Origin of the sequence: Sphaerisporangium sp. NPDC005289 (genome assembly GCF_040607455.1) — a bacterium.
Classification (GTDB): domain Bacteria; phylum Actinomycetota; class Actinomycetes; order Streptosporangiales; family Streptosporangiaceae; genus Sphaerisporangium; species Sphaerisporangium rhizosphaerae.
Map to the genome: position 1 here is coordinate 92,324 of NZ_JBEXGS010000018.1, position 18,692 is coordinate 111,015.

Sequence of the window (18,692 nt, forward strand, 5' to 3'; positions counted from 1 at the left end):
GGGAGTCCGAGGGAAGCGCCTGACGGGCGGCGTGACCGATATGACCGCATGGCGGGACTTCGAGGGGGACCTCCGATGAGCAGCGGGACGACCGCCGTCAGGGCCGGCGGACGCGGAGAGCGGCTGGCGCCGTCGAGGCTCGCACCTCGTGACGTGCTGCGGGTGGGCGCCGCCGGGCTGCGCACCCGGCCGGCCCGGGTGGTGCTGTCGGCGCTCGGCATCGCGATCGGCATCGCCACCATGGTCGCCGTCATCGGCATCTCCGCCTCCTCGCGCGAGCAACTCCTGCGCGAACTGGACCGCCTCGGCACCAACCTGCTGACCGTGGCGCCCGGCCAGACCATGTTCGGCGACGACGCCGAACTGCCGAAGCAAGCGCTGGACATGGTCCGCCGCATCGGCCCGGTCACCAGGGCCGGCGCCACAGGGCGACTGGACGCGACCGTCCGCAGGACCGACCGCATCCCTGAGGCCGTCACCGGCGGCATCGCCGTGCAGGCGGCGGACGAGGGGCTGACCGCCACGCTGGAGGGCGCCGTCCGGCAGGGCACCTGGCTGAACGCCGCCATCGGGCGCGAGCCCGCCGTCGTGCTCGGCTCGGTCGCCGCCCGCCGGCTCGGCATCGAGCGCGTCGGAGTGCCGGTCTGGATCGCGGGCCGCTGGTTCACGGTGGTCGGGATCCTGGACGCGATGCCGCTGGCGCCGGAGATCGAACGCTCGGCCCTCATGGGCTGGGCCGCCGCCGAACGCTACGTGGGCTTCGACGGGTACCCGACCACGATCTACGAGCGCTCGCCGGACGAGACGGTGGAGGCGGTGCGCGGGGTCCTGCCCCGAACCGTCAACCCCGAGAGTCCCGACGAGGTGCAGGTCAGCCGGCCGTCCGACGCCCTCGCGGCCAAGGCGGCGGCCTCGGGCGCGTTCACGAACCTTTTGCTCGGCCTCGGCGCGGTGGCGCTGCTGGTGGGCGGGGTCGGGGTGGCCAACACCATGGTCATCTCGGTCCTGGAGCGCCGCAGGGAGATCGGCCTGCGCCGGTCGCTCGGCGCGACGCGCGGCCAGGTGCGGCTCCAGTTCCTCACCGAGTCCCTGCTGCTGTCGGTGCTCGGCGGGGTGGCGGGCACGGCGCTCGGAGCGGCGGCCACGACGGCGTACGCCATGGCCAAGGGCTGGCCGGCGGTGGTTCCCGCCTGGGCGATGGGCGGGGCCCTGCTCGCGACCCTGCTCATCGGCACCCTGGCCGGCATCTACCCGGCGATGCGCGCCGCCCGCCTCGCCCCCACCGTCGCCTTGGCCGCCACGTGAAGGCCCTGCCGCTTCCGCCCTGAACAGCATGTGATCGGCCGGGGAGCCGTCACCGGGGGCACGGAAAAGGTGTCAAACGGCTGACGAGGGTAGACGCGCAACGGGTACGCATGAAGGTGAGCCTTCGTCGTCCCGCGTGACCACTCCGGTCAGGATGCGGCGACCTGGAAGCGGGGCGCGCACGCCGGACCGGCCGCCGTGCCGAACGTGAGGGGAAGCATCGTGACGCAGAAGTTCTCTCTGGTGGCCATGGCCCGTCAGCAGCTCGACAAGGCCGTCGAGTCGACCGGCGGGCACGCGGCCGACACCGTCGTGGGCGGGCACGAACGCGTCCTGCGGCAGACGGTCATGGCGTTCGCCAAGGGTTCGGAGCAGAGCGAGCACGAGGCCAACGGCGAGGCCACCATCTTCGTGCTGCTCGGACGGGTGCGCGTGATCGCCGGCGAGGTCTCCTGGGAGGCCCTGGCCGGCGACCTGATCATCGTCCCCGACACCCGCCACCGCCTGGAGGCCCTGGAGGACTCCGCCCTCCTCCTCACCGTAGCCATGCCCCGCTGACCACCCGCACCGAACCGCGCACCATCGCGTTCGGCGCAGGTGGCCGTCGTGCCCGGCGCCGGGCGGCGTGTCACGCGTCAGGGCTTGACCTTGACCCTGGGGCAGGGTTCGAGCATGGGGGCATGAACGCGATCGAGCGAGTTGCGAATGACCGGGACGACAATGCGACCGGTCCCGATGCCGGGCGTGCCGCACGACAGCAGGGGGAAGGGAGGTCACCCGACGACCTGCGGGAGTTCGTCGAGGCGACGGCCACGCGGCTGGGCATCCCCGGCGTCGCCGTCGGGGTGTGGGCGGGCGGTCAGGAGGCCTACGCGTACCACGGCGTGACGAGCGTCGACAACCCGTTGCCCGTCGACCAGGACACGCTGTACGAGGTGGGCTCGGTCAGCAAGACCTTCACCGCGACCGCGCTGATGCGCCTGGCCGCCGACGGCAGGGTCGCGCTGGAGGCGCCGGTTCGCCGGTACGTTCCCGAGCTGGTGCTCTCCGACGAGCGGGCCGCGGCAGAGGTCACGGTGGCCCACCTGCTCAACCACACCTCGGGGCTGGACTGGGCGATCCTCGCCGACACCGGCGAGGGGGATGACGCGCTGGCCGCCCATGTGGCGCAGATGGCCGCGCTGGCCCTGATCGCGCCGCCCGGCACCAGGGCCTCCTACAGTCAGGCGGGATACAACCTGGCCGGGCGGGTCGTCGAGAAGGTCACCGGCCTGACCTACGAACGAGCGGTCGCCTCGCTCGTGCTCGAGCCGCTGGGGCTGTCGCACAGTCTCTACGACACCGCCGATGTCATGACGCGGCGGTTCGCCGTGGGTCACAACCCGGGCGAGGACGGAGCCCCGTCCGTCGCGCGGGGGTGGAGGCGCTGGCGTGCCAACAACCCCGGTGGTGGCCTGATGTCCTCGGTGGCGGACCAGATCCGCTGGGCTCGGTTCCATCTCGGAGACGGGCGAGGCGAGGGCGGCGCCCGGATCCTGCCCGCCGAGGCGCTGCACCGGATGAGGCGGCCGACCGTGGAGCTGCGCGGCAGCACGCTGGGCGACGCCTTCGGCATCTGCTGGTTCCTGCGCGATGTGGACGGCGTTCGCACCGTCGGGCACGGCGGGTCGGCGAACGGCCAGTTCGCCGAGCTGCTGCTCGTGCCCGAACGCGATTTCGCCGTGGTCTCGCTGTCGAACGCCGGACCGAACGGCATCCCGTTCAACCAGGCCGTCGTCCGCTGGGCACTTGAGCACTATCTGGGGGTCGTCGACCGCGACCCGCGGCCGCTGCCCCATGACCCGGCGCGCGCCCGGGAGGTGGCCGGCAGATACGACAACGATGCCATGACGCTCGTCATCGTCGCCGGACCGACGGGGATGACGCTCGAGGTCGGCATCAAACCGGAGATCCGGGCGGCGTCGGACGGCGAGATGCCTCCGGACTATCCGCCGGCCGCGATGGGCCTGCTGCCCGGCGACGGCGACGAGTACATCATCACCGAGGGCGGCCTGCAGGGGCAGCGCGGCTTCTTCACCCGCGACGAAGACGGCGCGATCGTCGGCATCGACCTCGCCGGCCGGATGTCCGTCCGGGTCGCGACGGCCTGACCGGTCAGGCCGCATCGTGCCGTGGTATCCACGACATGATGAACATCCCGGGACGACGGGCCGGCCGATGGGAGACCGACGAATGATCACTATCGGCCAGCTCGCCCGATACGCGGGTGTGACGATCAAGACCGTGCGCCACTACCACCAGCGCGGACTGCTGGCGGAGCCGCCGCGCGATGCGTCGGGCTACCGGCGCTACAGCGCCCAGCACGCCATCGACCTGGTCAAGGTGAAAACGCTCGCCGAGGCCGGCGTCCCGCTCGCCCGCATCCACGAGTTGTTCGACGCCGACCCCGACCGGTTCGCCGAGGCGATCACCGAGATCGATCGCCGGCTACAGGAACGAGCCGAGGAGCTGCTCCGCACCCGGGAGCGGCTCGTCCAGCTCAACTCCGGCGACCGGCTGTTCGTCTCCGCGGAGGTCGCCGACTACCTCGACCACCTGCGGAGCATCGGCGTCAGCCGGCGCACGGTGCGGATGGAACGCGACGGGTGGATCCTGCTGCGGTCGGTCTCACCGGAACAGGCGGCGGCCTGGTTCGCCGACAAGCACGACGCGATCAGCGACCCGGAGTTCCGCGCCCTCTACCTCGACTACGACGCGGCCTTCGACTGGCCCCCGGACGATCCGCGCCTCGACGCGCTGGCCGAACGCACCCAGCGGTGGATGGCCCATCAGCCCGGCACGCCCGAGGAGGGGAAGCCGTCGGCCCCCGACCCGGACGCGGCCCGGTTGATCACCAATTCCGTCGGAGCCTCCTCGCCGGCCTGGGAGAGGCTGATCGAACTCGCCGGGCAGCGCCGGGCAGAACGGTGAACCGCATGGCGTGGACGAATGGAATCTTTGATCATCGTGGATACGGATGGATCCGATTGTAGGGGCGATAATTGCCATCGATCTGCGTTCCGGTCCGTTCCCGATGTGTCATAGGCGTCATGCTGTGAATTCGCGACGATGGCCAGGGCATTCACGGCCCCATCTCCTGGGCGAAAGCGGCAAGTGCATGGGGACAACGGCCGGGGCGATGACCAACGGGACCCCCGTGGTCATATCAACCTGCGTCGACCACCCGGACCAAACGTGGTACCTGGGATACTGCTGGGGGGAAGACTGTGAGATCCGGAATTCGGCTGACCATTCGAAGTGTCTCGGCGTGGCGGGGGCGTCGGCCGACAAGGGCACGAAATTGGTCGTGTTCAGCTGTGACGGCACGCCCAATCAGAAGTGGCATTCCGAAGTAAAATGGATGGGTTTGTATCGGGGAATCTGTAACGAAGCGCACGCGCTATGGGTGAGCGTCGCGGGTGGTGGCACGACTAATGGCTCCTCTGTCGTGCAGTGGCCCTGGGAGGGTGATTCCGATCAGCTGTGGTCTTTCGTGTCCTGATCCAGAACGTCTCGCCTGACGTCGTTCCTCCGCTTACCACCCGTGGGGTGGCGACCGCGGATCGCGCCACGCCACGGGTGGCCTTCCACGGCCGTCGGGCGGCAGCGGTCACGCGTCCAGCCCCCGAAAGCCCTCTGGAATGCCAGAGGGCTTTCGGGCCGGAGCCGTCCAAGGTGACCAAGACCGAGGCCGTCGAAGGTGCGGGCAGGCGGACGGTCAGCCGTACCAGGCGTCGGTGATGGTGCCCTCGAGGGTGCGCATGAGGACGTGCGTCTGCGTGACGGTGGGGTCCGTCGTGATGACGACCGCGCCGACCTGTTCGACGACGATGCCGCCGACCGGCTTGCCCAGGCGGCCCCACCACCATGAGCCGACCCCCATGTCCGCCCAGACCCCGGCGTCGTGATCGGTCACCATGGCCACCGGGGAGTACTCCCGACCGGCTTGCGGTTGGACGACACCGGCGCCGAGGCCGAGGTTCGGCCTTCCCTCGTCCGGCGGCATGCCCGCGTCCTCCCAGCGGGGCGCGGCGGCGTCGGTGACGTTCACGTACAGGCGCCCGTCCACGCCGTCGACGATGAACACGTAGACCGACACGTTGGGCTTGCCGGGGCTCTGGACGGCGACCGGGCCGACCCACCGGGTCAGCGGGCCCGGCGGCTTGCCCAGATCGGTCCACGCCGACCCTTTGAGGTCCCACACGCAACGCCACAGGTGCGAGTCGCCGCAGATCGCGTAGACGTGCAGGGCCTCGGTGCCGGTCGACGGGTCCGTCACCACGACCGCGCCGATCATCTTCGGGAGTATGGGCGCCTCCGGGCGGTCCAAGATGGTCCATTCCCAGCGCTGGCCCAGGTAGTTCCACCAGTTCACCCACGCCCGGCCGTTCTTGTCCAGCACGGCGGCGAACGGCAGGGTCCCCTGTGAGCGCGAGGGCGTGATGGTCCCCGCGCCGATGCGGCAGCCGGCGCGGTGGAGGGTGGTGCGAGGCGGCGTGCCCTGGTCGGTCCAGGCCCACTTGGCGCCGGTCCACCAGTTGCACCAGAGGTCGTCGCCCGCCCGGACGAACACGTAGGGCCGGGTTCTCTCGCCGGGGCCGTCGTTCAAGGCGGCCACGCCGACGCCTTCGTCGAAGACGCCGCTCTGGTCGGTCCACTTCCAGTCGAGCGGGGACGACTGGGAGATCATCCAGAGGTTCCCCTTCGTGCCTCTCACGAACGCCATGGGCGAGGGGGACATGGCGAGGTCGGGGTTGCGCACGCGGATCGCGCCAACCCCCTCGGTGATCCCGGCCTCGGGCGGCAGGCCCGCCTGGGCCCAGTGCCACGTCCGGGGGATCGGTATCCCGACCTCCGGGTCCATCGACGGCATCTGGGCGATTCGCACATCTCCGCTTGTTTCCATGGCTCCCCCTCGTGGTGGACTCCCCGAGTGTCCGTCGCCTCGATCGCCGAATCATCAATGCGCGATATGCGGCATATCGCAGGTGTGGACGGGATGGCGCGGCAGGAAGCGGTGCCGGCGCGGATGGTGGGGGTCGTGTCGGAGGCGGTAGTTCGGTGAGTGTGCCGGGTGGGGCGGGGTTGGTAGGGTTCTCGGAGAGTTGTGAGGTGTGCCGGGAAGTCTGGTCGGCGGTTCTGCTGACGTTGCCCAGACCGGTTTCCCGGAGGTTCGCCTGTGATCGCTGCCGCCGCAGTCGTCGTGTTCGTCGCCGTCTATGGGCTGATCGCGACCGAGCGCATCCATCGCACGGCCGCCGCGCTCGGCGGCGCCGGGCTGATGTTGCTGATCCACGCGGTGGACGGCCGGTCGGCGTTCTTCTCCGAGCGTTCGGGCATCGACTGGAACGTCATCTTCCTGCTGCTCGGCATGATGATCATCGTAGGCGTGCTCAAGCAGACCGGCGTGTTCGAGTACGTCGCGATCTGGGCGGCCAAGCGGGCCAAGGGCAGGCCGTTCCGGCTGATGGTCATGCTGATCGTGATCACGGCGCTGGCGTCGGCGCTGCTGGACAACGTCACCACCGTGCTGCTGATCGCCCCGGTCACCTTCCTGGTGTGCGACCGGCTGGCGCTGCCGGTGGCGCCGTTCCTGATCGCCGAGGTGATGGCGTCCAACATCGGCGGCACCGCGACGCTGGTGGGCGACCCGCCCAACATCATCATCGCCAGCCGGGCCGGGTTCACCTTCAACGACTTCCTGGTGCACCTGGCGCCGTTCATCGTCGTGGTGCTGGTGGTCTTCGTCGGTCTGTGCAGGTGGCTGTTCCGGTCGGCGTTCGTGTACGACCCGGCGCGGGCGCTGCAGATCATGAAGCTGAACGAGCGCGAGGCCATCGAGGACCACCGTCTGCTGGCGCAGAGCCTCGCGGTGCTCGCCGTGGTGATCGCCGCGTTCGTCCTGCACCCGGTGCTGCACTACGAGCCCGCGGTCGTCGCGCTGCTCGGCGCCGGCCTGCTCGTCGCCGCGACCAGGGTGACGGTGGAGGAGGCGATCCGCGACGTCGAGTGGGCCACGCTGGTGTTCTTCATGGGCCTGTTCGTCATGGTGGGCGCTCTGGTGGAGACCGGCGTCATCGGCCAGGTGTCGCAGGCGGCGGCCTCGGCGACCGAGGGCAGCCTGCTGCCGGCCACGATGGGGCTGCTGGGCGGGTCGGCCGTGCTGTCGGCGATCGTGGACAACATTCCCTATGTCGCCACGATGAGCCCGATCGTCGCCGACCTGGCCCACGCGAGCGGGCCGTCCGGCGACGTGCTGTGGTGGGCGCTCGCCCTGGGCGCCGACCTGGGCGGCAACGCGACGGCGGTGGGCGCGTCGGCCAACGTGGTCGTGCTCGGCATCGCCGCCCGCAACGGCGTCCGCATCAGCTTCTGGGAGTTCACCAAGTACGGCCTGGTGGTCACGGTGGTGACCGTGGGGCTGGCGGCCCCGTACCTGTGGTTGCGCTATCTCACCGGTTAGGCTCGGCAAGGAGGTCTTCGGTGCACGCGCGTGATCTTGTCTGCGGCTTTCCCACGGTGACGGCCGGCACTCCTGCGGCGGAGGCGGCCCGGCTGCTCGCCGAGCAGGACCTGCCCGGCCTGATCGTCCTGGACGGTGACGGCCGGCCGCTGTGCGTGCTGCCCGGCACGCAGGTGCTGCGGCTGGCCGTGCCGCGCTACTGCCAGGACGACCCGGCGCTGGCCCGCGTCATCGACGAGGACCAGGCCGACGCGTTCGTCCGCGCGCTCGGCGGCCGCACGGTGGGCGAGTGCCTGCCCGAGCAGCCGCGCGAGCTGCCGATCACCGACCCGGACGCCACCGTGCTGGAGGTGGCCGCCCTGATGGCCCGCACCCGCAGCCCGCTGATCGCCGTCGTGGAGCAGGGCGTGCTGCTGGGCGCGATCACCCTCCAGACGCTGCTCGCCCGCGCGCTGGCCGTCTGAGGCGGGCCGGGCGCCGGATCCGCCCGATCAGCGGACCCGGTGCTCCCATCAGGAGAGGGTGGCCTCCTCGGGGTTCCAGTCGGCCGGGAGCGGCTCGGGTTCACGGACCGTCGTGGACAGGTGCCGGAACTCGCCGTCCTCGGCCGAGCCGGCGATGGCGGCCATCGCCTCCAGCACGTGCAGGGCGAGGCTGCCGGAGGCGCGGTGCGGCACGCCGCCGCGCAGCGCCCGCGCCATGTCCAGCACGCCGAGGCCGCGCCCGACGGTGGTGCCTTCCACCGGCAGCTCGCGCCAGTCGTCGTCGCCGGCCGCGCGCACCTTCAGCGGCCCGCCGAAGGTGTTGGGGTCGGGCAGCGACAGGCTGCCCTCGGTGCCGATGATCTCGATCATCGTCACGTGCGCGGGGGAGTCGAAGCTGAACGTCGAGGACGCGCTGGCCCCGCCCGCGAAGTCGAGCAGCGCCATGACGTGCGTGGGCACCTCCACGGCGAAGCGCGTGCCGCCCTTCGGGCCCGAGCCGATCACCCGGTACGGGCGGGCCTTGCGGGCGGTGGCCGCGACCTTGGCCACCGGTCCGAGCGCGGCGACCAGCGCGGTCAGGTAGTACGGCCCGATGTCGAACAGCGGGCCCGCTCCGCGCTGGAACAGGAACTCGGGGTTGGGGTGCCAGGACTCCGGGCCGGGGTTCTGCATGACGGCGGTCGCGGCGACCGGCGCGCCGATCAGGCCGGACGCGAGGGCCCGCTGGGCCGACTGCAGGCCGGCGCCGAGGAAGGTGTCGGGCGCGTTGCCGACCCGCAGGCCCCGCTCGGCGGCCTCGGCCAGCAGCTTCTCGCCCTCCTCGGGGTCCAGGGTCAGCGGCTTCTCGCCGTAGACGTGCTTGCCCGCGCGCAGGGCGGCGGTGGCGACGGCGGCGTGCGCGGCGGGGATGGTGAGGTTGACGACGATCTCCACCTCGGGGACGGCCAGGACGGCGTCCACGTCGCCGGCCACGGGCACGCCGTACGCGCGGGCCTTCTCCTCCGCTCGCGCGACGTCGAGGTCGGCGACGCCGAGCACCCGCACGTCGGGGAAGGTGGTGAGGTTGCGCAGGTAGGCGTCGCTGATCGCGCCGGCGCCCACTAGGGCGACGCCGACGGGCCCGCCGGTCATGCGCGCTCCAGTTCGGTGAGGTAGGCGTGGCTCTTGGCCAGGGCCTCGTAGATGTCGGTGTCGCAGTTGTCGAGCTCGACGATGCGCAGCGCGCCGGGGGCGGCGGCGAGGAAGTCCGGCACCGGCATCACGCCCTCGCCGAGGGCCGTGTGCGACAGGCCCTTGACGCCGGGGCCGTCCTTGACGTGCAGAGCCAGGACGCGGTCCCCGAGCCGCCCGAGCAGCGCGGGCACGTCGGCGCCGCCCACGGCCGCCCAGTAGGTGTCGATCTCCAGGAACACGCCGGGGGCGAGCAGTTCGGCGAGCGCCTCGATGGCGTGGACGCCGTCGATCTTCGGCTCGATCTCCCACCAGTGGTTGTGGTAGCCGAGCCGCATGCCGTAGCGGCCGGCGTGCTCGGCCAGGCCGTTGAGCAGGTCGGCGGTGCGGTTGAGGCCGTCGCGGGTGGTGAAGTCCTCCTCGCGGATGCCGCCCGGGATGATCACCAGGTCGGCGCCCACGGTCGCGATGGCGTCCAGGACGGCGTCCGGCTCCTGCGAGAGCAGCGCGTAGGCGTGCGTGCTCGGCACGGTGAGCCCGAGCTCGTCGGCGGTCCTGCGGAATCCCTTGGGGTCGTCGGTGGGGTCGTAGGCCTCGACGGCGCCGTATCCGATGTCCGCTATCCGCCGTAACACCTCGTCACGATCGACCCTCACCTGGTCACGAACGGTGTAAAGCTGTACGCCCAGCGGCTTCGCCATCGGGAGGGAACCTCCTGGTCCAGAGGGCGGAGTGCCCGCGTCGACACTCCGCGTAACAACCGGGTAATCGGTACGTAAAGACGCTAAGTCGCCGGTATTGGAAAGACAATGGCCAATTTGGGTTCTGAACCGGGAAAGCGCCGGTCGCCGCGATGGACGGCCGGCGCCTTCCCGTCACCCGGAAGCGGGTCAGGCGTGGCCCGGCGCGCTCACGGCGGGCTCGCTGGGCGTCTCCTCCCGCGGGGGCGGCAGAGGCGTTCCGCCCTTGCGGCGCTCGCGCCGGGCGCGGGCCTTCTCCTTGCGGTTCTCGACCATCGTGTACAGCGTCGGCACCAGCACGAGGGTGAGCAGCGTGGAGCTGATCAGGCCGCCGATCACCACGACGGCCAGCGGCCGGGAGATGAAGCCGCCCCCGTGGGTGATGCCGAGCGCCATGGGCAGCAGCGCGAAGATCGTCGCCAGCGCCGTCATCAGGATGGGCCGCAGCCGCCGCCGGCCGCCCTCGACGACCGCCTCGTGCAGGGGCATGCCCTGCTCGCGGTACTGGTTGACCAGGTCCATCAGGACGATGGCGTTGGTGACGACGATGCCGACGAGCATCAGCATGCCGATCATCGCGGCCAGGCCGAGCGAGGTGTCGGTCACCAGCAGCAGGCCGATCGCCCCGGTGGCGGCGAACGGGATCGAGACCAGCAGCAGCAGCGGCTGCACCAGGCTGCGGAAGGTCGCCACCATGACGAAGAACACCAGCGCGACGGCCGCCACCAGCGCCAGCCCGAGGCTGCCGAACGCCTCAGCCTGGTCGGCGCTGACGCCGCCGATCTCGACGGAGGCGCCCGCCGGGAGCGACAGCGCTTCCACCCGCTTGCGCAGTTCGGCGGTGGTGGCGCCGAGGTCGGCGCCGGTGGACTTGCCCGACACCGTGGCGCTGCGGTCGCCGTCGATGCGGGTGACCTCGACCGGCCCGTTGACCTGCTTGACCGTGGCCACGTCGCCGAGTTCGACCGTGCCGGCGAGCTTCAGGTCGCGCAGGTCGGCCTGCGAGGCCGGCGCCTTGCCGGGCCGGAGCACGACGTCGGCCGTGGTGCCGTCCAGGGCGATCTGGGTGACCGTGCTGCCCCTGAACGCCTGCGCCACCGCCTGCCCGATGGCGACCTCGCTGAGGCCCTTCTCCGCGGCCTTCCTGCGGTCGACCGTGACGTCGATGCGGGGCGCGGTGTCGGCGACGCTGCTGGTCACCTCGGCGACGTCCGGAACGCCGGCCATGGCCCGCTGGACGGTCTGCGCGGCGGTGCGCAGGGTGTCCAGTTCCGCCGCGCGCACGACGACCTGCAGCGCGTTGCCGCCGAAGCCGCCGGACTGGCCGACGCTGACCTCGCCGATGCCGGGCGTGGCGGCGAGCCGGTCGGTCAGCCGTCGCTCGATCGCGCCCGCGTCGGCGCCGTCGCGCAGCGTCAGCGAGTAGCTGGCCCGGGAGGTCCCGCCATTACGGCCGCGCCCGCCCAAGCCGATGCCTCCGCCGCCGCCCACGGTGACCTGGTACGAGGCCACCTCGCTGGTGCCGGAGACGACCTGCTCGACCTTCTTGGCCATGGCGTCGGCCGCCGCGAGGGAGGTGCTGACCGGGAAGGTCTGGCGGATGCTGATGGTGTTCTGACCGGAGTCCTCGATGAAGCTGGTGCGGATCATCGGCACCAGGCCCAGCGTCCCGATGAAGATCACCATGGCGATGGCGACCGTGGTGATCCGGTGCCGGGTCGCGAAGCGGATCACCGGGACGTAGGCGCGCTGGAGCAGGCCCCGGCGCTCCTTCTCGTCCGCCGCCCGCCTGATCGCCTCGGAGTCGCCGTCCTTGGGGGCCTTCATGAACCAGTAGGCGAGCACCGGGACGACGGTGAGCGCGACCAGCAGCGAGGCGAGCAGCGCCACCGTCACGGTGATCGCGAACGGGCTGAACAGCTCGCCGACCAGGCCGCCGACGAAGGCGATGGGCAGGAACACCGCGACGGTGGTCAGCGTGGAGGCGGTCACCGCGCCCGCCACCTCGCGCACGCCGTTCTCGACGGCCTGGCGCTTGGGCTCGCCGTAGGACAGGTGCCGCTTGATGTTCTCAAGGACCACGATCGAGTCGTCCACCACCCGGCCGATCGCGATGGTCAGCGCGCCGAGGGTGAGCATGTTGAGCGAGTAGTCGCGGATCCACAGGGCGATCAGCGCGATCAGCACCGACAGCGGGATGGACACGGCCGTCACGATGGTCGACCGCAGCGAGAACAGGAACACCAGGATCACCAGCACGGCCATGGCCAGGCCGAGCAGGCCCTCGGTGGTCAGGCTCTCGATGGCCTGCTCGACCGACGGCGCCTGGTCGAAGATCACGGTGAACCTGGCGTCGTCGCCGAGGGCGGAGGCCAGCGCGGGCAGCTTCGCGCGCACGTCGTGGGAGATCGACACCGCGTTGCCGCCGGACTTCATGGTGACCGCGATGCCCAGGCTCGGCCGGCCGTTGGTGCGGGTCAGCGTGGTGGAGTCGGCGACCCCGAGCTTGACGGTGGCCACGTCGCCCAGGCGCACGGGCTTGGGCTTGGCGGGCGCCCGAGGTGCCCGCGCGGCCGCGGTTCCTGCGGCGCCCGCGGTCCCGGACGCCCCGGGCACGCCACCCTGGCCGCCCGCGCCCGCCCTGCCCTGCCCGGACGCCTGGCCCTGTCCTTGCCCCTGCCCTTGACCCTGTCCCTGGGCGGCGGCGGGCGGGGTGAGGTAGAGGTTCTTGATGTCCTGCACCGAGCCGAGCTTGGTGCCCACCTGGACGCTGAGGGACTTGTCCGACTTCGTCAGCGTGCCCGCGGGCACGGGCGTCCCGGCCGACTGGACGGCCGAGGCGATCGAGGAGGCGCTCAGCCCGTGCTCGGCCAACTCGTCGTCGTCCGGCTCGATGGTGATCACCTCGTCGCGGGTGCCGGAGACCGACACCTCGCGCACACCCTCGACCCCGCTGAGCGCCGGGACGACCTCGGCGGTGAGCCGGTCGGCCAGCCGCCGCTGGTCACCGGCCGAGCTGGCGGCGAGCTGGATCACCGGCAGGTCGTCGGTGCTGCCCGTGACGGCCTGCGGGTCCACCCCGTCGGGAAGCTGACTCTGCACGCGGCCGATGGCCTGCTGGATGCGGTTCTGGGCCGCGTCGATGTCGGTGCCGTAGTCGAACAGCACCTGGACGGTCGCGCTGGACTCGCGGGAGGTCGAGTTCACGCCGGTCACGCCGGACAGCCCGCGCACGGCGTCCTCCAGCGGGCGGGTGACGCCGTCCTCCACGATCTGCGGCGCCGCGCCGGGGTAGGAGGCGACGATCGACACGGTGGGGAAGGAGAGCGACGGCAGGAGCTGCTGCTTCAGCGCGGGGATGGTGTACACCCCGAAGGCGGCCACCACGATCGTGATGAGGGCGACCAGGCCGCGGTTGGCGAGGCTCAGTCTGGCGAGTAACGACATCGGTCCATCTCTTGGTCGGGTTCGGCAGGGGCGGCCGGCGCCTGTGGGAGGGGCGCCGCTCGCGGTCGCGGGCCGGTCGCCCGGCACCGTACTTCAAGGCTCATCGCCGCCTGGGCGAAGGGTGTCCGTCGCTGGGAGGGTCTTGTCCTACCGCGAACGTCGTAGGGGACCGGGAGGGCTACCGCGCGCGGGGGCGCACGAGGCCGGTCTCGTAGGCGATCACGACCAGCTGGGCGCGGTCGTGCGCGCCCAGTTTGATCATCGCCCGGTTGGCGTGCGTCTTGGCGGTCATGCGGCTGATGCCCAGGTGGTCGGCGATCTCGTCGTTGGTCAGCCCGGCGGCGACCAGCGTCATCACCTCGCGCTCGCGGTCGGTGAGCACGTCCAGGTGCTCGGGGGTGTGGTCGGGCCGGGCTCCGGGCGCCGACAGGAAGCGGGCGATGAGCCCCTTGGTGGCGCCGGGGGACAGCAGGGCGTCGCCGCGCGCCACGACGCGGATGGCGTCCTGGAGCTCGCCGGCCTCGACGCTCTTGCCGAGGAACCCGCTGGCCCCCGCGCGCAGCGCGGCGAAGACGTACTCGTCGATCTCGAAGGTGGTCAGCACCAGCACCCGCACCCCCGCGAGGTCGGCGTCGGAGGTGATCGCCTGGGTGGCGGCCAGGCCGTCCATCCCGGGCATCCTGATGTCCATCAGCACCACGTCGGCCCTGGTGTCCCGGGCGAGGCGCACCGCCTCGTGGCCGGTGTCGGCCTCGCCGACCACCTCCAGGTCGGGAGCGGAGTCGACCAGGACGCGAAAGCCGGCCCGCACGAGGGCCTGGTCGTCGGCGAGCAGCACGCGGACGGTCATACGGCGCTCGCCGCGGGAGCGGGCAGGACCGCGTGGACGCGGAAGCCGCGGCCGGGGGAGGGGCCGACGCTGAACGTCCCGCCCACCGACAGGGCCCGCTCGCGCATGCCCATCAGCCCGTGCCCGGTGCCGGTCGGCGCGAGGCCGTCAAGGGAGCCCGGGGAGCCGTCCGGAGGGCCGTCCGCGGCGGGGGTGACGCCCGGGACCGCCGCGCAGCCCCGGCCGTCGTCGCTGACCTCGACGGTCAGCTCCCGCCGCCCGTAGGCGATGCGCACCCGCGTCGTGGCCGGGCCGGCGTGCTTGCTCACGTTGGTCAGCGCCTCCTGCACGACGCGGAACGCCGTCAGCTCCACCGGGGAGGGCAGCGGCCGGGGGGTGCCCTCCAGACGGCAGTCCACGTCCATGCCCGCCGCGGTGAAGGAGGTGATCAGCTCGGGCAGGCGGTCCAGCCCGGGCGCGGGCTCGGTGGGCAGCTCCTCGGCGCTGCCCGGCCGGCGCAGCAACCCGACCGTGGTGCGCAGCTCGTCCAGGGCCGCCCGCCCGGCCTGGCGGATGTGGCCGAGGGCCTCGCGCGCCTGCCGCGGCTCGGCGTCCATGACGTGCGCGGCCACCTGCGCCTGGACGTTGATGAGCGCGATGTGGTGGGCCAGCACGTCGTGCAGCTCGCGGGCGATGCGCAGCCGCTCCTCCATGACCCGGCGCTCGGCCTCCTCCTCGCGGGTCTGCTCGGCGCGGCGGGCGCGCTCCACCACGGCGGCGATGTACGCGCGGCGGCTGCGCACGGCGTCGCCGACGGCGATGGCCATGCCGATCCACGCGATCTGCCCGGCCACCTGCGGGGTGAGCCAGGCGTCGCCGGACAGGACGATGCGGGTGCCGCCGAGGACGAGCGCGGCGGCCACGCCCCACGTCCACGAGACGCGGCGGGGGGTGTGGACGGCGAGGGTGACCAGGGCCACGGCCGAGACCAGGTCGAACGGGGGGCGGGGGCCGCCCGTGATCAGCAGTGTCACCGAGCCCGCCACGGCCAGGGCGGCGACCAGGCGAGGGGAGACGCGGCGGAACACCAGCGCCAGGCACATCGCCGCCGCCAGGGCCACCGCGGCCGGGGTCGGACCGGGGATCGGCGGCAGGTCCACGCGGGGCCGGTGGCCGGCCGGCGGCCCGAGGACGGTCCCCGCGAAGGTCAGGCACGCGATGAGGGTGTCCACCAGGTACGGGTGGGAGGAGCCGGCCTCGCGTAGCCGGGTCACGCTAATCACGCCCACCACCGTACGGCCGCGGCGCCGCTTCCTCCTCGTCCGGGGGGACCGTCCTTCGCTACGGCGATCGTGGTACGCCCGCCACCAGGCGATCTTGACCTCATCGTTGCCGCGGGGTGGAAATTTTCCGTCAGCCGCTCATAATCGAAAACGTGATCGGTGCGGATACCGGGACGACGGCGGACGAACCCGGGGAAGTCACGAACTACGCGAAAAATTTTCTTGACCCGTTCGTGAACATGGCTTTCTCGTCCTTCGGTGCAGTGTTGCTGCAGGTTGAACAGACGGGCGGGCGCCCAGCTCCTCCGCTTGACGGCCGATGGTAACGGCCCGCCGTCGCCTCCGCGGCGGTCAGGCACAACGGCGAGTCGTACGGCGACACGTGAGGAGACGACATGGCCGGACCGAAACGATCCCCCAGCCTGCTCGGTGAGCTGGCCGCGGAATTCGCGGGCACTCTGATCCTGATTCTCATCGGAACGGCCGTCGTGGCCCAGGTCGTCGCCGGCGGCCTCGGCGACCACGACAGCATCGCCTGGGCGTGGGGCCTCGGCGTGACGCTCGGCGTCTACACCGCGGGCCGCATCAGCGGCGCCCACCTCAACCCGGCCGTCACGATCGCCCTGGCGGTGTTCAAGGGCTTCGCATGGCGCAAGGTGCTGCCGTACTCGCTCGCCCAGACCGCGGGCGCGTTCGTCGCGGCGCTCCTGGTGCGGTGGAACTACACCGAGGTCCTCGCCCAGGCCGACCCCGGCCACACGATCAAGACGCAGGGGGTCTTCTCCACCCTGCCGGGCAACGGCACGCTGCCGGTGCACGAGTGGGGGGCCTTCCGCGACCAGGTGATCGGCACGGCCATCCTGCTGTTCCTGGTCCTGGCCGTCACCGACCTGGCCAACAGCGCTCCGGCCGCCAACCTCGCCCCGTTCGTGGTGGGGCTCATCGTGGTGGCGATCGGCATGGCCTGGGGCACCAACGCCGGCTACGCGATCAACCCGGCCCGCGACTTCGGGCCGCGACTGGCCTCCTACCTGACCGGGTACGGGTCGGCGTGGCGAGATCAGTACGGCAACCTCTATTTCTGGGTGCCGATCGTGGCCCCGGTCATCGGCGGCGTGCTGGGCGCCGGGCTGTACCAGGCGCTGGTCGCACGATTCCTGCCCGAGCCGGGCGAGCCGGAGCCGGGTACCGTGCCCACCGAGAGGGAAGCGTCCGATGGGACCCTCAGGGCCTAGCGGCAGGACGGCAGACGGCAGACGGCAGGACGCCGTGCAGGGCGTGGACGGCGTGAAAGGCGTGAGGCCCGCCAGTGCCGGGCCACTGAAGGAGGCAATCATCCATGGCTGACTTCGTCGGAGCAGTCGACCAGGGCACGACGAGCACCCGCTTCATGATCTTCGATCACGGCGGCAACGAGATCGCCCGCCACCAGCTCGAACACGAGCAGATCCTGCCCCAGGCCGGCTGGGTCGAGCACAACCCGGTGGAGATCTGGGAGCGCACCCGCGCGGTCGCCGAGACCACGCTGGGCAAGGCGAACCTCTCGGCGGCCGACCTGGTGGCGCTCGGCATCACCAACCAGCGCGAGACGACCGTCGTGTGGAACCGCAGGACCGGCCGGCCCTACTACAACGCCATCGTCTGGCAGGACACCCGCACCGACCGCATCGCGAGCGCACTGGAACGCGAGGGCAAGGGCGAGGTCATCCGCGCCAAGGCCGGCCTGCCCCCGGCGACCTACTTCTCCGGCGGCAAGATCCAGTGGATCCTCGAGAACGTCGACGGCGTGCGCGCGGACGCCGAGGCGGGCGAGGCCGTCTTCGGCAACACCGACACCTGGCTGCTGTGGAACCTCACCGGCGGCACCGACGGCGGCGTGCACGTCACCGACCCCACCAACGCCAGCCGCACCATGCTCATGAACCTCGAAACCCTCGACTGGGACGACGAACTGCTGTCGTTCTTCGGCATCCCCCGTGCGATGCTCCCCGAGATCCGCCCCTCCTCCAACCCCGAGCTTTACGGCGTCACCCGCGCCACCGGCCCGCTGCACGGGGAGGTCCCGCTCTCGGGGGACCTCGGCGACCAGCAGGCGGCCACCGTGGGCCAGGTCTGCTTCGGCGTCGGCGAGGCCAAGAACACCTACGGCACCGGCAACTTCCTGCTGCTCAACACCGGCAACGAGCTGGTCCGTTCACAGCACGGCCTGCTGACGACCGTCTGCTACCAGTTCGGCCAGGAGAAGCCGGTCTACGCGCTGGAGGGCTCGATCGCCGTCACCGGGTCGGCCGTCCAGTGGCTGCGCGACCAGCTTGGCATCATCTCCGGCGCGGCGCAGAGCGAGCAGCTCGCCCGGCAGGTGCAGGACAACGGCGGGGTGTACTTCGTGCCCGCCTTCTCCGGGCTGTTCGCCCCGTACTGGCGCTCCGACGCGCGCGGCGCCATCGTCGGGCTGTCCCGCTACAACACCAACGCCCACATCGCCCGCGCGACGCTGGAGGCGATCTGCTATCAGAGCCGCGACGTGGTCGAGGCGATGGAGAACGACTCGGGCGTGCGCCTGGACGTGCTGCGCGTGGACGGCGGCGTGACCGCCAACGAGCTGTGCATGCAGATCCAGGCCGACATCCTCGGCGTCCCGGTGTCCAAGCCGGTCGTCGCCGAGACCACGGCCCTGGGCGCCGCGTACGCCGCGGGGCTGGCGCTGGGGTTCTGGGGCTCCACCGAGGAACTCAAGCGCAACTGGAACGAGGACCGCCGCTGGCAGCCCACCTGGAGCGAGGACCAGCGCGAGAAGGGCTACGCCGGCTGGAAGAAGGCCGTACAACGCACCCTCGACTGGGTCGACGTCGACTGACACAGCCCCCCGAACAAACGCCTCCCGGCCCAGCCGGGAGGCGTTTCTCATCAGAACGTGACGGACAACCTGGG

General features: G+C 71.6%; 15 protein-coding genes. 9 read left to right on the plus strand and 6 right to left on the minus strand.

Going from position 1 to position 18,692, the window contains the following annotated elements; translation table 11 throughout:
• Positions 1 to 75: 75 nt before the first annotated feature.
• The 5 genes from ABZT47_RS27875 (at position 76) to ABZT47_RS27895 (ending at position 4,846) form a co-directional block, all read left to right on the plus strand.
• On the plus strand, positions 76 to 1,305 hold the full coding sequence (locus tag ABZT47_RS27875; RefSeq protein WP_354848193.1) for an ABC transporter permease: 1,230 nt from the start codon (positions 76 to 78) through the stop codon (positions 1,303 to 1,305).
• 222 nt (positions 1,306 to 1,527) lie between these two features.
• Positions 1,528 to 1,863, plus strand: a complete 336-nt coding sequence (locus ABZT47_RS27880) for a cupin domain-containing protein (protein WP_354848196.1) — start codon at positions 1,528 to 1,530, stop codon at positions 1,861 to 1,863.
• A gap of 122 nt (positions 1,864 to 1,985) precedes the next feature.
• Positions 1,986 to 3,455 (plus strand): serine hydrolase domain-containing protein, encoded by a 1,470-nt coding sequence (locus ABZT47_RS27885; RefSeq protein ID WP_354848199.1) that lies wholly within the window; start codon positions 1,986 to 1,988, stop codon positions 3,453 to 3,455.
• A gap of 82 nt (positions 3,456 to 3,537) precedes the next feature.
• Positions 3,538 to 4,275 (plus strand): MerR family transcriptional regulator, encoded by a 738-nt coding sequence (locus ABZT47_RS27890; RefSeq protein WP_354848201.1) that lies wholly within the window; start codon positions 3,538 to 3,540, stop codon positions 4,273 to 4,275.
• Between the two features lie 103 nt (positions 4,276 to 4,378).
• Positions 4,379 to 4,846 (plus strand): RICIN domain-containing protein, encoded by a 468-nt coding sequence (locus ABZT47_RS27895; RefSeq protein WP_354848392.1) that lies wholly within the window; start codon positions 4,379 to 4,381, stop codon positions 4,844 to 4,846.
• Positions 4,847 to 5,062: 216 nt separating this feature from the next.
• On the opposite strand, the gene ABZT47_RS27900 is transcribed toward ABZT47_RS27895, so the two are convergent.
• On the minus strand, positions 5,063 to 6,250 hold the full coding sequence (locus ABZT47_RS27900; protein ID WP_354848204.1) for a hypothetical protein: 1,188 nt from the start codon (positions 6,248 to 6,250) through the stop codon (positions 5,063 to 5,065).
• A gap of 273 nt (positions 6,251 to 6,523) precedes the next feature.
• On the opposite strand from ABZT47_RS27900, the gene ABZT47_RS27905 reads away from it, so the two are divergent.
• On the plus strand, positions 6,524 to 7,807 hold the full coding sequence (locus ABZT47_RS27905) for an ArsB/NhaD family transporter (protein WP_354848206.1): 1,284 nt from the start codon (positions 6,524 to 6,526) through the stop codon (positions 7,805 to 7,807).
• A 20-nt stretch (positions 7,808 to 7,827) separates the two neighbouring features.
• Positions 7,828 to 8,271, plus strand: coding sequence for a CBS domain-containing protein (locus ABZT47_RS27910; RefSeq protein ID WP_354848208.1), 444 nt, complete (start codon positions 7,828 to 7,830; stop codon positions 8,269 to 8,271).
• A gap of 48 nt (positions 8,272 to 8,319) precedes the next feature.
• Here the strand turns inward: ABZT47_RS27910 and ABZT47_RS27915 are convergent, their stop codons facing one another.
• The 5 genes from ABZT47_RS27915 to ABZT47_RS27935 form a co-directional block, all read right to left on the minus strand.
• Positions 8,320 to 9,423, minus strand: a complete 1,104-nt coding sequence (locus ABZT47_RS27915) for a Gfo/Idh/MocA family oxidoreductase (RefSeq protein WP_354848211.1) — start codon at positions 9,421 to 9,423, stop codon at positions 8,320 to 8,322.
• Complete coding sequence (locus ABZT47_RS27920) at positions 9,420 to 10,163, minus strand: sugar phosphate isomerase/epimerase (protein ID WP_354848213.1); 744 nt, start codon at positions 10,161 to 10,163, stop codon at positions 9,420 to 9,422. Before ABZT47_RS27920 ends, ABZT47_RS27915 begins: the two co-directional genes overlap by 4 nt.
• 189 nt (positions 10,164 to 10,352) lie before the next feature.
• On the minus strand, positions 10,353 to 13,649 hold the full coding sequence (locus ABZT47_RS27925; protein ID WP_354848216.1) for an efflux RND transporter permease subunit: 3,297 nt from the start codon (positions 13,647 to 13,649) through the stop codon (positions 10,353 to 10,355).
• A gap of 178 nt (positions 13,650 to 13,827) precedes the next feature.
• A complete protein-coding gene (locus ABZT47_RS27930) occupies positions 13,828 to 14,499 on the minus strand; it encodes a response regulator transcription factor (protein ID WP_354848219.1) in 672 nt (223 codons plus the stop codon).
• Positions 14,496 to 15,761: a sensor histidine kinase gene (locus ABZT47_RS27935; RefSeq protein ID WP_354848223.1), complete on the minus strand. Its 1,266-nt coding sequence runs from the start codon at positions 15,759 to 15,761 to the stop codon at positions 14,496 to 14,498. The genes ABZT47_RS27930 and ABZT47_RS27935 overlap by 4 nt, the downstream gene beginning before the upstream one ends.
• A gap of 395 nt (positions 15,762 to 16,156) precedes the next feature.
• On the opposite strand from ABZT47_RS27935, the gene ABZT47_RS27940 reads away from it, so the two are divergent.
• Both ABZT47_RS27940 and glpK read left to right on the plus strand, forming a co-directional pair.
• Positions 16,157 to 16,996: an MIP/aquaporin family protein gene (locus tag ABZT47_RS27940; protein WP_354848226.1), complete on the plus strand. Its 840-nt coding sequence runs from the start codon at positions 16,157 to 16,159 to the stop codon at positions 16,994 to 16,996.
• A 104-nt stretch (positions 16,997 to 17,100) separates the two neighbouring features.
• On the plus strand, positions 17,101 to 18,618 hold the full coding sequence (glpK, locus tag ABZT47_RS27945) for a glycerol kinase GlpK (RefSeq protein WP_354848229.1): 1,518 nt from the start codon (positions 17,101 to 17,103) through the stop codon (positions 18,616 to 18,618).
• The last annotated feature ends 74 nt before the right edge of the window (positions 18,619 to 18,692 follow it).

Bases quoted from the DNA above. Each gene is read 5' to 3' on its own strand.
- ABZT47_RS27875 (WP_354848193.1), top strand. From the start codon at position 76: ATGAGCAGCGGGACGACCGCCGTCAGGGCCGGCGGACGCGGAGAGCGG.
- ABZT47_RS27885 (WP_354848199.1), top strand. From the start codon at position 1,986: ATGAACGCGATCGAGCGAGTTGCGAATGACCGGGACGACAATGCGACC.
- ABZT47_RS27890 (WP_354848201.1), top strand. From the start codon at position 3,538: ATGATCACTATCGGCCAGCTCGCCCGATACGCGGGTGTGACGATCAAG.
- ABZT47_RS27895 (WP_354848392.1), top strand. From the start codon at position 4,379: ATGTGTCATAGGCGTCATGCTGTGAATTCGCGACGATGGCCAGGGCAT.
- ABZT47_RS27900 (WP_354848204.1), bottom strand. From the start codon at position 6,250: ATGGAAACAAGCGGAGATGTGCGAATCGCCCAGATGCCGTCGATGGAC.
- ABZT47_RS27915 (WP_354848211.1), bottom strand. From the start codon at position 9,423: ATGACCGGCGGGCCCGTCGGCGTCGCCCTAGTGGGCGCCGGCGCGATC.
- ABZT47_RS27920 (WP_354848213.1), bottom strand. From the start codon at position 10,163: ATGGCGAAGCCGCTGGGCGTACAGCTTTACACCGTTCGTGACCAGGTG.
- ABZT47_RS27925 (WP_354848216.1), bottom strand. From the start codon at position 13,649: ATGTCGTTACTCGCCAGACTGAGCCTCGCCAACCGCGGCCTGGTCGCC.
- ABZT47_RS27930 (WP_354848219.1), bottom strand. From the start codon at position 14,499: ATGACCGTCCGCGTGCTGCTCGCCGACGACCAGGCCCTCGTGCGGGCC.
- ABZT47_RS27940 (WP_354848226.1), top strand. From the start codon at position 16,157: ATGGCCGGACCGAAACGATCCCCCAGCCTGCTCGGTGAGCTGGCCGCG.
- glpK (WP_354848229.1), top strand. From the start codon at position 17,101: ATGGCTGACTTCGTCGGAGCAGTCGACCAGGGCACGACGAGCACCCGC.